This window comes from Burkholderia sp. Ac-20365, from assembly GCF_017104715.1.
Classification (GTDB): domain Bacteria; phylum Pseudomonadota; class Gammaproteobacteria; order Burkholderiales; family Burkholderiaceae; genus Paraburkholderia.
In genome coordinates this window covers 255,528-268,777 of the sequence record NZ_JAAGPI010000008.1, presented here as the reverse complement: position 1 = coordinate 268,777, position 13,250 = coordinate 255,528, and the positions used below count along the sequence as shown (strand labels likewise).

At 61.1% G+C, this 13,250-nt stretch carries 16 protein-coding genes; 10 read left to right on the top strand and 6 right to left on the bottom strand.

Annotated elements, in window-relative coordinates; all coding sequences use genetic code 11:
* The first annotated feature begins 4 nt into the window (after nucleotides 1-4).
* The 5 genes from G3O01_RS17315 to G3O01_RS45570 all read left to right on the top strand — a co-directional run bounded on the left by G3O01_RS17315 (nucleotide 5) and on the right by G3O01_RS45570 (nucleotide 3,370).
* A complete protein-coding gene (locus G3O01_RS17315) occupies nucleotides 5-745 on the top strand; it encodes a methyl-accepting chemotaxis protein (protein WP_205806353.1) in 741 nt (246 codons plus the stop codon).
* Nucleotides 742-1,281, top strand: coding sequence for a hypothetical protein (locus tag G3O01_RS17310; protein WP_205806352.1), 540 nt, complete (start codon nucleotides 742-744; stop codon nucleotides 1,279-1,281). The genes G3O01_RS17315 and G3O01_RS17310 overlap by 4 nt, the downstream gene beginning before the upstream one ends.
* Before the next feature lie 72 nt (nucleotides 1,282-1,353).
* On the top strand, nucleotides 1,354-1,719 hold the full coding sequence (locus tag G3O01_RS17305; protein ID WP_007731984.1) for a response regulator: 366 nt from the start codon (nucleotides 1,354-1,356) through the stop codon (nucleotides 1,717-1,719).
* 200 nt (nucleotides 1,720-1,919) lie between these two features.
* Nucleotides 1,920-2,231, top strand: coding sequence for a DUF4148 domain-containing protein (locus G3O01_RS17300; RefSeq protein WP_205806351.1), 312 nt, complete (start codon nucleotides 1,920-1,922; stop codon nucleotides 2,229-2,231).
* Between the two features lie 563 nt (nucleotides 2,232-2,794).
* Entirely contained in the window at nucleotides 2,795-3,370 is a 576-nt protein-coding gene (locus G3O01_RS45570; RefSeq protein WP_205806350.1) for an H-NS family nucleoid-associated regulatory protein, read from the top strand.
* 277 nt (nucleotides 3,371-3,647) lie between these two features.
* On the opposite strand, the gene G3O01_RS17290 is transcribed toward G3O01_RS45570, so the two are convergent.
* Together G3O01_RS17290 and G3O01_RS17285 are read right to left on the bottom strand one after the other, a co-directional pair.
* Nucleotides 3,648-3,908 carry a DUF1488 domain-containing protein gene (locus G3O01_RS17290; protein ID WP_205806349.1) on the bottom strand — a complete coding sequence of 87 codons (261 nt, stop codon included), beginning with the start codon at nucleotides 3,906-3,908 and terminating at the stop codon, nucleotides 3,648-3,650.
* Between the two features lie 225 nt (nucleotides 3,909-4,133).
* The gene (locus G3O01_RS17285) at nucleotides 4,134-5,012 is read right to left on the bottom strand and encodes a LysR substrate-binding domain-containing protein (protein ID WP_205806348.1); all 879 of its coding nucleotides are present in this window, start codon (nucleotides 5,010-5,012) and stop codon (nucleotides 4,134-4,136) included.
* A 126-nt stretch (nucleotides 5,013-5,138) separates the two neighbouring features.
* Here G3O01_RS17285 and G3O01_RS17280 point away from each other — a divergent pair, with 126 nt between their 5' ends.
* On the top strand, nucleotides 5,139-6,659 hold the full coding sequence (locus G3O01_RS17280) for an MFS transporter (protein ID WP_205806347.1): 1,521 nt from the start codon (nucleotides 5,139-5,141) through the stop codon (nucleotides 6,657-6,659).
* A 79-nt stretch (nucleotides 6,660-6,738) separates the two neighbouring features.
* Entirely contained in the window at nucleotides 6,739-8,154 is a 1,416-nt protein-coding gene (locus G3O01_RS17275) for a PLP-dependent aminotransferase family protein (protein ID WP_205806346.1), read from the top strand.
* Nucleotides 8,155-8,168: 14 nt separating this feature from the next.
* On the opposite strand, the gene G3O01_RS17270 is transcribed toward G3O01_RS17275, so the two are convergent.
* The gene (locus G3O01_RS17270) at nucleotides 8,169-8,357 is read right to left on the bottom strand and encodes a DUF2970 domain-containing protein (RefSeq protein ID WP_205806345.1); all 189 of its coding nucleotides are present in this window, start codon (nucleotides 8,355-8,357) and stop codon (nucleotides 8,169-8,171) included.
* A gap of 261 nt (nucleotides 8,358-8,618) precedes the next feature.
* Between G3O01_RS17270 and G3O01_RS17265 the strand changes: the two genes are divergently transcribed.
* The gene (locus G3O01_RS17265; protein WP_205806344.1) at nucleotides 8,619-9,086 is read left to right on the top strand and encodes a PRC-barrel domain-containing protein; all 468 of its coding nucleotides are present in this window, start codon (nucleotides 8,619-8,621) and stop codon (nucleotides 9,084-9,086) included.
* 94 nt (nucleotides 9,087-9,180) lie between these two features.
* Here G3O01_RS17265 and G3O01_RS17260 read toward each other — a convergent pair whose 3' ends face one another.
* Nucleotides 9,181-10,062, bottom strand: a complete 882-nt coding sequence (locus G3O01_RS17260; protein WP_241024046.1) for a fructose bisphosphate aldolase — start codon at nucleotides 10,060-10,062, stop codon at nucleotides 9,181-9,183.
* A 180-nt stretch (nucleotides 10,063-10,242) separates the two neighbouring features.
* On the bottom strand, nucleotides 10,243-10,650 hold the full coding sequence (locus G3O01_RS17255) for a PPC domain-containing DNA-binding protein (RefSeq protein WP_205806342.1): 408 nt from the start codon (nucleotides 10,648-10,650) through the stop codon (nucleotides 10,243-10,245).
* Nucleotides 10,651-10,831: 181 nt separating this feature from the next.
* Between G3O01_RS17255 and G3O01_RS17250 the strand changes: the two genes are divergently transcribed.
* Entirely contained in the window at nucleotides 10,832-11,368 is a 537-nt protein-coding gene (locus G3O01_RS17250; protein ID WP_205806431.1) for an SRPBCC family protein, read from the top strand.
* A gap of 25 nt (nucleotides 11,369-11,393) precedes the next feature.
* Here G3O01_RS17250 and G3O01_RS17245 read toward each other — a convergent pair whose 3' ends face one another.
* Complete coding sequence (locus tag G3O01_RS17245; RefSeq protein ID WP_205806341.1) at nucleotides 11,394-12,287, bottom strand: DMT family transporter; 894 nt, start codon at nucleotides 12,285-12,287, stop codon at nucleotides 11,394-11,396.
* Nucleotides 12,288-12,781: 494 nt separating this feature from the next.
* On the opposite strand from G3O01_RS17245, the gene G3O01_RS17240 reads away from it, so the two are divergent.
* Entirely contained in the window at nucleotides 12,782-13,051 is a 270-nt protein-coding gene (locus G3O01_RS17240; RefSeq protein WP_205806340.1) for a DUF1488 family protein, read from the top strand.
* Nucleotides 13,052-13,250: the final 199 nt, after the last annotated feature.

The window sequence follows — 13,250 nt, the reverse complement described above, 5'->3', positions numbered from 1 at the left end:
GGTTGTGGTCGATCAGTATGTAATTGCGGCAGCATTGGCAGGTGTCGCGTGGGGCGCGCTGGCGGCGGTGTTCGCGCAGCGTTGGTGGTACAAACAACGGGCGGCGGCACGCCAGCAAACGGCGTTCGAATCTCACAGTACTTTGCTTGCTCAGGCCGAAGAGCGTCACGCCGCGGAAATACGCCAGCACGAACAGCAGGCGCGTGAGTTGCATGCACTCGTCGACACGTTGCGCGACGATCTCGCGAAGCAGTCGCTGTCGGCGGAAGAGGCGCGCGCGGCGCTGAGCGCGCTGCAGGCGCAGAAGGGCGAATGGCTGCAGCAGGCGACGCGTCTTTCGACAGAAGCGGGCCGTCTGCGGCATCTGTCGGCCACCTTCGAGCGCTGGCACGAGCAGATGATCTCGCTAATGGCGCAGAACCACGACATGCATAACAAGAACAATGAGCTGTCGTCGATCGTGCGGCATGTGCTGATCGTGTCGCTGAACGCGTCGATCGAAGCTGCGCGTGCGGGTACGGCGGGACGCGGTTTTTCGATTGTCGCCAGCGAAGTGCGTGCGCTCGCAGCGCGTTCGCAGGAACTGTCGAAGAGCTATCACGACAGTCTGAACCGCAACGACCTCATTACGACGGCCACGTTTCAGGACATTCAGGCGGGCGGCAAGATGATTGCGGCGTCGCTGGCGAGCGTCGAGGCGCTTGCCGGTCAGATTCAATCCCGGTTAGAGCAGGCGACGACGTGATCAGTCAGCAAGCGAAAGAAAGTATCGAGCGGATCTTTTTTCATTCCGCGTGCACGCGTTTGCCCATCGATTCCGGCGACGCGTGCGAAATCACTGCGCTCGACGCGCAGCAGGCACATTGCGCACTGGCGAGCCATATCGTCGTTCTGACCATTTCGTCGATTACATTCCGCTTTTTGCTCGTACTGCATTTCGACGACGACAAGGCGACGCGCGACTACTATTTGCGCGACTCGGAAGAGCGTTCATTGTCGGAAGCATTAATGGAAGTCGGCAATCTGTGCTGTGGTGCGATCAATCAGAAGATGGTCGAGTTCTTTCCTGATCTTGGCATGTCGACGCCTTATCAGTTGAGCGGCGCATGCGTGCCGCACCTGACGGAATTGAAGCCTGACTATCTCGCGGCTTTTCGCCTGAGCGTCGGCGCAAACGTACAACTGGGCGCGACGCTGTGCGTGTGTGCAAGCGCGCCCGTCGATTTTGTCGCGCACGTGAACGAAGCTGAGGAAAGCTCGGGCGAACTCGAACTTTTCTGAGTTCGGGCGTAAGCAGCGCGGAAAGAATATTTTCAATCAATGCGCCACGTAATAGGCGCTACGGGGTAAGCAATGGCAAAAGTACTGGTAGTGGACGACTCGAGCACGGTGCGCGATGAAGTCGCGGGCTTTCTGAGGAAGAACGGCCTCGACGTCGATACGGCTGTGGATGGCAAGGATGGGCTCGCGAAACTGAAGGCGTCGCCCGGCATTCGCCTCGTGGTCAGCGACGTGAACATGCCGAACATGGACGGTCTCACGATGGCGGAAAAGATTCGCGGGGAACTCGCCAATGCAAGCGTAAACATCATCATGCTGACCACGGAAAGCAGCCCGGCGATGAAGGAACGCGGCAAGGCGGCGGGCGTGAAGGGCTGGATCGTGAAGCCGTTCAAGGGCGACGCAGTGCTGGAAACGTTCCGCAAGCTGGCCAGCTGAAGGCTGTTTTGCGCCAAAGACGGGCCGACGCGTCGGGGGGCGCGCCGGCCCGTATTTTTTCGCGGATTGTAGCGATTCCCTGAAAGATCTATTCGAGGCTCACGTATTTATCCGTGGCGGGCGCGACTCTACACTCTGTTCAACGGTTGCAGAACACAGGTTCTCGAGCAGCCCAATAGACAGATCCGGAGGTAGTCGCCATGAAATCGCTCGGTCAATTCCTTATCGTTGCAGCAGTCGTCAGCGCACCCCTCGCCGCGTTCGCGCAAAACAATCAGCCCGTGACGCGCGCGCAGGTCCGCGAGGAACTCGTGCAGCTGCATAACGCCGGGTATAGCCCGCTCGACGATCGCAATAGCTATCCCACACATATTCAGGCTGCTGAAGCGCGTCTTGCCGCGCAACAGAGCGGCGCCTCATCGAATGAAACCGGGTATGGCGGCGCGGCGAATGGCGTCTCGCAGGCTGGCGTGCGCGCCGATGCGAACGGCATTGCGTTCAAACATCACTAAACGTTTGCGTCGAATGCCGATGGGTGGGTTTTGCCCACCCACCATTCGAATCAATTCGGTTTAAAGCACAAGGCCGGAACCTGTTCATGCACAGGTTCCGGCCTTTTTTTCATTGGCTGTCCAATGATAGTCGTGATGCGGTATGGGTCGACCGATTGCCTCCGCGAATGGATTGGCGCGTGTGAGTACAGGCAATCTGTAAAAAGAAGTATAAAAAGTGAATTTATTTCCTGTTCTTTCGGATGTGTTTTCAAGCAAACGAAGAGATGCACAAAGGGCGATCCGTTCAATGGAAATCACCTACGTGGTTTCCGATTAGCGTGTCAGTGCATTCAGACGACGGATTTAAAGTCTTATGGATAGCGTGAGTAATTGAGCGTTCAACATCGATGCAAGCTATTTGACATCCACGGTACTCCAGAGGAATCCTGGCAATTGGGGCGTCTATCGCAGACTCAGGCAGTGCAATGAGTCTCGTCTGTCTTTTCATGTAATAGATGAACTCTAGCCATATATGACTGGTCCATGGCATAGTGCCGGTATCTTCAATCAGGAGTTTCAATATGGCTACACTCGAAGCACTCCAGGCAAAGATAAAAAAGCTTCAGGCGCAAGCGGAAGCCATTGTGAGCAAGAAGTCGGCATCGGCGCTCGAAAGTATTCGTGCATTGATGGCAAAGCACAATCTGACCACGGCCGATATCGACGCGCATTCCGGCCGCAGAAAGCGTGGCCGTCCTTCGTTGAAGTCGGCAGGTGTGCAGACGAAAGGCGTAGCCAGGTATCAGAATCCTAAAACGGGCGCGACGTGGACGGGGCATGGCCGTGCGCCCGCATGGATCGCGAGCGTCAAAGACCGTTCGAAGTTCCTCGTGGCAGGCGCCTCGGCAAGCGTTGCCACGCATGTGGCTGTCAAGCACGGCACGGGCACTGGCCAGCCGAAGGGACCGCAACCGGCAAAGTACCGTCACCCTGATACGGGCGCTACGTGGAGCGGTCGTGGCCCTGCACCCGCATGGCTGGCTGGCGAAAAAGACCGCAGCAAGTTCCTGATTGCAGGCGCCAAAGCGTCCGGCATGAATGGCGCGGCGAAACCGAAGACTGCCGCCAAAAAGGCGGGAAGAAAGGCACGCGCATAACAGCGGTGGAAACGTCCGGCAGAGGCGGGCGATATTCTCGCCTCTGTTTCGACAATTAATTCGCCGAATGAGAATGTTGCGTGGTGGTGATGCCGGAGGCGCTTGCTGAAGCTCGCCGCAATCGCCGGATGCTGAGTTCGACTGAATACGGTCGGCGGCCAAGGCATTTTATGCGCCGATCATTCCAGTTCAATTGCTCCTGATGGGCAATCCTGTTGCCCCAGGCACTGCACACGCCGTCCTTGCCATTCGGCGCACGCAGTGCCTGGCTCATCGCCTAGTGAAAGTCGAGCGTCTCCAGTTCGACCGACTGCCCGCCATTGCGTTGCAGCACACGGCGCGCTGCATCCTCGATTGTCTTGCGATTACCCTCGAACGCCGCGATCAGATCGTGCGACGACGTGCCCGTATTACCGAAGTGGTTGTTCAGGGCGTCGATTGATACGCTGCACCATACCTCTTTTCCTTCGACGGTCGCTTCGAATGCGACTCGCGATGCGGCCACGACGTGCCGGCGGCTGGTGAATTCGATGGTCATTTGATTTCTCCGTGAGTGCCAGATGAGATTCACGAACGCTCGCTGGCGCTGGCCTTCCGGGCGATAGATTCGCGTTTGCGGGCCTGGCAGCCCGGCGTGGGGCGTTCGCTTCGGTGCTGTGCAGCAAGGACCGATCCAGTCCGATCGCGGCGCAACGTCGGAGGGCCGCGAGAGACGGAGTCGTTCTCCAATGATAGGACGCGTGCGGCGTAAAAGCCCGGGAAACTACTGATCCGGCGCCCCGGTGATCTGCGCGATCAGCTTCTTCGTTGCGGGCGAATGCTCGTATTTGCGGAACACGGCCGCGACTTCCGATGCGACCGGCTCGCCCGCCAGCGTCTTGAAGACGACATTGGGCAGATTGACCACGCGCGTCAGCACGTTCGGCACGATGGCGACGCCGACCCCGACGGAAACCTCGGTCAGTACGGCGATCAGCCCGCCCGGCGCGCTGACGATGCGCGGTGTAAACCGCCCGCGCCGCGCCACTTCCCGCGTGCCCAGTTCCTGCTCCGGCACGACGAAGCTTTCGCCCGCCAGCGAACGCGCCTTGATGGGTCCCGCCGCAGCCGCGAGGGGATGCTCAGCGGGTAGCGCCGCGCAGAATGCGTCGCGCACCAGCACGTGTGCGCGCAGCGACGTGGGTAATTCCACGGGCATGCGCACGAAAGCGACATCGACACGGCCTTCTTCCACCAGCGCAGGAAGCTGGCTCATTGGGTGCTCGCTGACCTGCACCAGCACGTGAGGCCGTGCCTTGCGAAACGTTCGCAACTGTTTCTGCAAAATGCCCGAAAAAGCCGCCGACCCGACATACCCGATATGAATACGTCCCAGCTCGCCACGCCCGGCGCGCTGGCCGACGTTGAGCGCCCGTTCGAACTGTGCGACGGTTTCACGCGCTTCCGCGAGAAAGGCTTCGCCGGCTGGCGTCAGCGCGACGGAGCGCCGCGTGCGTCGAAAGAGTTGCGCCTGCAACGCGCGCTCCATCTCCTGAATCTGCACGGTGAGCGTGGGCGGGGCGATACCGAGCGCTTCCGCGGCCTGTCCGAAATGCAGGCGTTCGGCGACGGCAATGAAATAGCGCAGATGCCTCAGCTCCATATAAGTGCGGATTCCGTGTATTAGTTTCAGCCTAATTATATTTAACAAACCGGGCAATGAACGGAATAGCGAAAGCTGGTGAAATGCAGGCTTTCTTCCTGCAAGCATCCTCGCCAGGTAAGCACGATGAGTTCGATTACCGCTTCCCGCTCTGCCTCTCGCGGTACGCCGCTGCTGCTCATTGCATCGATGGGCTGCGCGATGACGGTGCTCGACACCAACGTCGTCGGCATCGTGCTGCCGACTATCGCGCGCGATCTGAAGGCGTCGTTTGCCGATATCGAATGGGTGATCAGCGCCTACGTGCTGTGCTTTGCCGCGCTGCTATTGCCCGCGGGCTCGCTGGCCGACCGTTATGGGCGCAAGCGCGTGTTTCTGTCGGGCATTGCGGTGTTCGCGGCGGCCTCGCTTGCCTGTGGGGTCGCACCGAGCGCCGCGCTTCTGTACGTCGCGCGCGCCGCGCAAGGCGTGGGCGCCGCGTTTCTGCTCGCGCCAGCGCTGGCGATCATCGGGCACGCGTTCCATGACGAACGCGAGCGCGCGCGAGCCTGGGCTGTGTGGGGCGGCATCATGGGGCTGACCATGGTGCTCTCGCCGCTGATCGGTGGCGTGATCAGCGCGTGGCTGGGCTGGCGCTGGGCCTTCGAGATCAACGTGCCGATCTGCGCGCTGCTGGCGACGGGCGTCGTGCGTATCGTCGACGAATCGCGCGACCCGACGCCGCGCTCGCTCGATCTGCCCGGCATAGGACTCTTCGCTGCGGCGATGTTCTCGCTGACGTGGGCGCTGATTCTCGGCCCTGACCAAGGATGGTTGAGCGCAGCGGCGCTGTCGCGTACATGCGCCGGCGTGATCCTGTTCGCCTTGTTCACGTGGGTGGAAAGCCGGCGCGCGCATCCGATGCTCGACCTCGCATTGTTCCGCTCGCTGCCGTTCGTTGGCGCGATCGTGGCGATGTTTGCGTATGCATCGTCGGCGCAGGTGATGGCTTCGCTGTTGCCGCTGTTCCTGCAAAACGCGCGCGGCGAGACTGCGCTCGTTGCGGGCGCGGGCATGCTGCCGTTTGCGCTCGCCATGCTGATCCTGCCGCAACTGGGCCGCAAGCTCGCCGCGTATCTGGATTCCCGGCAGATTCTCACGCTCGGTCTCGCGGTGGTAGCGTGCGGCAATCTCGCGATGATGTACGCCGCGCGGAGCAGCGTTCACGCGTGGCTGATCGTCGCGATGGCATTGCTCGGCAGCGGTGGCGGCCTGTTGAATGGCGAGACGCAGAAGGCAATCATGGGCACCGTGCCGCGCGATCGCGCGGGCATGGCGTCCGGCATCAGCACCACATCGCGCTTCACTGGCATCCTGCTCGGCTTCTCGGGACTCGGCGCGGTATTGGCTGAAGGCGTGCGTTCCGCGCTGACGGCACAGATGAATCAAACGCACTTGCCATTCATGCAAGGTTTTGCGGAGCGCGTGATGGCGGGCGATTTCGCGCGTGCTTTTGCGCTGTATCCGCCGGATTCGATGGACATGCTGGTTCATATCGCACGGTCGAGTTACGGCGAAGGCTTTGCGCGCGCATTTGCCGGCGCGTCTATGGTCGCGGCTGTATCCGCCGTGATCGTGTGTGTGTCTATGAAGCGCAAGAAGCGTTGATCGCGGTTGCTCGCGCGGGCGTGTACCGATTAGTATAAAAAGCTCTGTGTCATGAGCGCCCCGCGACGCGCCATTTTCGATGAACCGATATGAAGTACTCGCCAATACGATGGCGGCCGAAATACGCTCCGGCAGTCTGGCTGTCGGGGCGCGCATGCCTTCGTTGCGGCAGGTCATTGCACAACATGGCGTCAGTCAGTCGACGGCGTTTCGTGCTTACTATCTGCTCGAAGAGTGGGGCCTCATTCGCGCTCAGGAGCGCTCCGGCTATTACGTCGCGCCCGGTGCCGCGGTGCGCGACACACGCGAAGCAACGGCAAAGCGCGCATTAACCGAGTCCGCGAAAGTCGATATCAGCGAACTTGTGTTCAGCGTGCTCGAGGCCGCGAAACATACGGGCGTGGTGCCGTTGGGCTCGGCTTTTCCTTCGCCGCTGCTATTCCCACTGCCGCGCCTCGCCAAATCGCTCGCGCAAACGTCGCGGACCATGAACCCGTGGAGTACGGTTGTGGATTTGCCGCCCGGCAACGAGGCACTGCGTCAGCAGATTGCGCTGCGTTATCTGGGCATGGGCCTGTCGCAACCGCTCGATGAGATCGTCGTCACCAATGGCGCGCTCGAAGCACTCAATCTTTGCCTGATGGCCGTCACACGTCCCGGCGATGTCGTGGCCGTCGAGTCGCCAGGTTTCTATGCGGCTTTGCAGGCTATCGAAAGACTCGATTTGCGCGCGATTGAAATACCTGTCGATCCACAAACCGGTCTCGATCTGGACGCGCTTGCGCAAGCGCTGGACAAGCATCCCATTCGCGCGTGCTGGTTTATGACGAATTACCAGAACCCGACAGGCGCAACGATGCCGGTGGAAAAGAAGAAAGCACTCGTCGAATTGCTCGCGCGGCACGAAGTGCCATTGATCGAAGACGACGTGTACGGCGAACTGCATTTCCAGGCGGATTATCCATTGCCCGCAATTGCCTTCGATCGCAAAGGGCTGGTCATGCATTGCAGTTCTTTCTCGAAGACGCTTGCGCCGGGATACCGGATCGGTTGGGCGGCGGCCGGGAAGTTTGCAGAGAAAGTTCAGCGCGCAAAACTGATGACGACGCTGTCGGCGAGTATTCCCGTGCAGGCGGGTATTGCCGATTATTTGCAGCATGGCGGCTATGACCGGCATCTGCGCAAGCTGCGCGCTGCACTACGCGCGCAGCTTGAAGCGATGAATCTCGCGCTACGCCGCTCGATGCCGAAGGGCGTCAGATGGACTTGTCCTTCGGGCGGCTATTTCGTGTGGCTCGAATTGCCCGGGCATGTCGATGCGCTGGCGCTGCACCGGCAGGCGATCGAGCAGGGCGTGAGCGTCGCGCCCGGGCCGATCTTCTCGGCGTCGCGTAATTTCCGACATTGCGTGCGGCTGAACTTCGGGCATCCGTGGAATGCGGATATCGAGCGCGCCGTGCGCGTACTCGGCGATCTGATCGCGCAGGCGGCTTAACCGCGAAGCGCGTGTCAATGTGCGACGGTGACGGCAATTCTGGCGAATGCAAACAGCACACCGCCGAAGCACAGCGCGAGGATGACGGCCATGACGGGCAGCAGCGGCAGCTTGACTGTCGCGAGATCGGCCTCGTGTCCGGCGCCGCGCCGCACGCCGAAGAAACTCCACAACACCATGCGCATCATGTTCAGCAAAGCCATTTTCGTTCTCCTGCCACTCGCGTCAGTTACGCGTTTTCATGTGGCTATCGTAGGCGGGTGCGGGTTTGAGCGTAAGAAGCAGTTGCGCGCGTTTTCGGGGTAGCAGGCGTGTGGCCGGCTGTCGCACCCGCAATTGCGCATGCGGGAAAAATGACTTACGTCCTTCTCGATAAGTAATAAGTACGTCGCCGGTATGTTATCGGCCCATGCGGGAACGCCCATTGCGCACTTTCAATCGCTCACTTTCATAGGAGGTGAACCATGGGCTCAATCAATCCGCAAACGCGCAGGACAGGTGGGGCTGACATCGTCGGCGGCGGCGTCGGCGAAGGTCCGGGGCCGGAAGTGATGGCGGCCGCGACGCTCAACGGCACGAAGGTGTATTCGTCAGATGCAGAACATGTCGGCAAGATCTCCGACATCATGCTCGACGTGCGCAGCGGGCGCATTGCCTACGCGGTGTTGTCGGAGGGCGGCTTTCTCGGCATGGGCGCGAATCTGCACGCCATTCCGTGGAGCGCACTCACGCTCGATACCAACCAGAAATGCTTCCACGTCGATATCACTGCGCAGCAGCTAAAGGACGAACCGGGCTTCGACAAGGATCACTGGCCGAGCATGGCCGATTCAAGATGGGGCGAATCGCTGCACACCTATTACAACCGCGATCCGTACTGGGTCTCGCGCAGCGACTACGTCGATCCCGACGTTCCGCCGACTGCACACTGACCTGACGCGTCAAACGCGTTAAAGCAAGCTTGCGAAGCCGCGCATCGTCGATGCGCGGCTTCGTTTCGCTTCGTTTCGTTCCGGTTAACGCTGCTCAGACCTTGTTAGCGGAAGCGTCGTAAATCTCGTCGATCGCTTCACCCAGCTTCGCGTCGAATTCGCTGTCGCTCATCGGTTTCTTCAGATCGTTGATGAGCGCGCGCGAAAAGCTCGCGATCATGCCGTGATTCTTCGCGAGCAGCTTGCAGGCTTCCGTGCGCGTATAGCCGCCCGACAGCGCCACCACGCGCAACACGCGCGGATGATCGATCAGCGGCTTGTAGAAATCGGCGACGTCGGGAATGGTCAGCTTGAGCATGACCTGCTTGTCGGCGGGCAGCGCGTCGAGGCCTTTGATGATCTCGTCGCGCAGCGTTTTCTCTGCGCCGGCCTTGTCCGGTGTCTTGATCGACACTTCGGGTTCGAGAATCGGCATCAGGCCGCCGCGGTCGATCTGCGCGCCGTATTCGAACTGCTGCTTGACGACGGCAGCAATGCCCGCAGCCGAGTTCTGATCGATGACCGAGCGCATTTTCGTGCCGAAGATGCCGAGCTTACCGGCGCGTTCCAGCAAGGCGTCGAGCCCGGGAATCGGCTTCATCAGGCGCACGCCGTCGCTTTCAGCTTCGAGCCCCTTGTCGACCTTCAGGAACGGCACGACGCCGCGGTCTTCCCAGAGAAACGAAGGCACGGGCTTGCCTTGCGCCTGTCCGTCCATCGTGGCTTCGAACAGGATTGCCGCGATGACCTTGTCGCCCGTAAATGCAGGGGCGGTGATGATGCGCACGCGCATGTCGTGGATCAGCTTGAACATGTCGGCGTCGCCGCTATAGGCGTCGTCGGGTATGCCGTACTGCCGCAATGCGCCAGGCGTGGAGCCGCCGCTCTGGTCGAGCGCGGCGATGAAACCCGCCTTGTCAGACATCTGCGCCAACATTTTTTCATTTGCCACGGACGTTTCCCTCCTTGAACAACTGATTGATGAGCATGCCAATTTCCGACCCGACAAGTGTAAGGCATTGCGGCGCATGCTCCTACCGCGCGCGGACTGTGGCCAGTCACACAGACAAGCGAAGAGCGTTCCAGCCTGTTTGCGAACATGCGTTCGCATAAGGGTCTACAGGTCGCGTGGCCGCTCGCGGATGAACAGTTCCATGAATCCTGTCTGCGCATCGGGCTCGCGCGAGAACGCGTGATCGGGTAGCAATGCGAGCAGGATTTCAACGGTCGTTCGCACGATGCACCCGCGCGCCACATGTCCGCCGAACACGCGGCCCGCGGCGTCGGATACCGACATGTGAAGGTGCGCGCCGTCGGGCGCAAGCGAGCCCGCGAGCGTCAGGATCTCCAGATCGCCGCGCAGTTCGGTGGGCTGGTCGATGCCCGCAAAGCGCAACTGCGCCACGCTCAGGCTGCCGATGCCCTGAACGACGAACGCCGCCGTCGCGCCGAGCTGGCGCACGGTGCCTTCGAGTGCGTCGCGCAGATCCTGGCCGGGCTGAAGTCGAAGAGGGTGGGCTTGCATCGGTCGGGTTCCGTCAGACGTGACGACATGGTGTGAAAGCGCGCCGTGATCCTCATTGGCGCGATGCCATTGCTAACATACAGTACCAGTGAGGACGACCCGCCAGCCGCAGTTGCGTGTGTGCAAGCGAACGAATATCCCCTACGTCAGATGGACGCGCGCGGACACCGCGCTCATGAAAATGAAAACGCTACTGCGGGCAATCGTCATCGTGGCATGCGTCGCGGCGGTCATCGGCGTGTTATTCATCCCGCTGCCGCGTGCATTCGATCTGTCGACGCGCATCGTCTCCGTCGTGCCGATCGCACGCGAGAACGCGGCTGTGTTCGACTACGTGACGACGCCCGCGCATTGGCCCGCGTGGCATCCGTCGTCGTTATCGGTTGCGGGCGCGACCGATCATTCGCTCGAAATGGGCGAGCAGACGACGGAAGAATTTCGCGTCGCCGGTCGGCGCGGGCAGGTGGTCTGGACGGTTGTCGAAAGAAAACGCCCTGAAAAATGGACCATCGACGGCGCGATCGATGGCCGTCCCGCCGGCACGGTCAGCTATGCGCTGACGCCCGACGCGCAGGGCACGCGGTTCGAGCGCACCTTCACGTACCGTTCTCCGACGCTCTGGTTCGCCCTGCTCAACGCCGTGCTGCTGCGCGCGAAGATTCAGGCCGAGTCCGATGAAGCCGTCGCGCGGCTCAAGGCTGTGCTCGAGAAGCCTTAGTTAAAGCTTTAGTTGAAGCCTTAGTTCACTTTGCTTCTGTCTGCGGCGCCTTGCGCCGCAACGCCAGCGCGACGCCGCTCAGCGTGAGCGCCATCGCCACCGCTTCTTTCCAGCCGAGCGGCTCGCCGAGCGCGAGCGCCGCCGCGACGATGCCCATGATCGGCACGAGCAGCATGCCGATCGACGCGATCTGCGGCGGCAGATGGCGCAAGGTGGCGAACCACGCCAGATAGCACACGCCCATCGGCACGAGCGTCATGTAGATCAGCACGGCCCAGCCGTCCGCGTGCAGCGACGCGAGCGTCGGATGTTCGATCAGCAGGCCCGCAATGATCATCGGCACACAGCCAAGCCCCACCTGCCACGCAACGAGGCTGACCGGCGCGACGGGAATCGGCGTGCGCGCGATCACCGTGCCGAGCGCAAACAGCACGGCCGCCAGCAGTGCGAACGTGATGCCGGCGATCTTGCCGGCGTCGAACGCGACGCCGCGCCCGCCGAGCAGCACGACCACGCCCGCCAGTCCGAGCAGCAGCGCGAGAAATTCCATCGCGGAGGGGCGGCGCGACAGGACGGGCCACGCCAGCAGCATCGCCCAGATCGGCATGGTGTAGACGAGCAGCGCGCCTTCGCTCACGCTCAGCCATTTCATGGACAGCGTGGAGAAGCCCATCCACGCGAATACGTTGGTGCAGGCCGCGAGCAGCAGACGCGGCACGTACTGGCGCGGCACGCGCACCTGTTCGCCGGCACAAACGGCAACCACGCCGAGCAGTAACGACGCCGTCACGCCCGCGACGCCGCGCGAAAAGAGCGGCGGCCATTCGCGCAGCAGTATTTTCATGGCGGGCCAGTTGAGCGCCCACCCCGTTGCCGTGATCAGCAGATAGATGAGTCCCGTCCAGCGCGGATGCTTCATCGGCGATTCGTATGAGTTCTTCGGAGAGGCTCGATCATACGGGGTTCTGCCGTTGCATGGATTTCTCCTTTACATGCAATGTGACATATGGCGCAAACGATTGCGTTGTATGCTTGGCAACGCGGGTTGGTCGTCGCTATGTCGCGCGTCTCCTTGAGCCCCGTTCGTTCGTGCGCAAAGTTTCTTCAGACGGAAACGCCGCGACGCACGTCGTGCCGTTGCACGCGAAACTGTCCGCGAAAGCGCATGTCTTAAGGCGATAGGTCGGCTGCACGTGGACCTTCAAAATGAGAACATGTCACACGTTTTCTTCGTTGCGTGTTAGCGATGACACGCACGCGGGCGCACCAAACGTTTGCATTGGGATGCTTCGAGGGTTCGCCCGAACTGATCGATGCCGAACGGAATGCGATAGTTTGAGTGCGGAAAATCGATGCATGGTTCATGAAAGCAACACGAAACACAGGTAGATCGCAGTTCACGAGAGGCTGAAAATGGAACAGTCCGTACGCAACTTAGCCCTTTCGACCAACGGCCAGTCCGTCACTTTCGACATCGTCGTGCAGAAGCGTGCTATCGGGTGCGCGATTACGCGCGACGCGCTCGAGCGGCATTTCTGGCTGGAACGCGGGGCAGACGACTCGCATCTCACGAAGGCGTTCGGCAACGGCGAACGTCGCATCGCGGCTGTCGCGGAGCGCAAGGCGCTCGCGAAGGGCGCAACGCACGTGCTGATTACGGCAGACGATTTCGATTACCGCTAAAGCCCCCGGGTCACATTGCCCGCGCCAATGCGCGTGAGCCTCTGACCATGTAGAATCGCGTGCGCTGCGCGAGAGCCGCGCACATTACGCGGTTCGGCTCGGGCACGTTGCCACGAGCCTCCTGTTTTTCCATCCCGTTCATTCTTGCGCCCAGCCGCCTGCCGCATGGCTCGCGGACCGGCCGGCACACGGCATCGGC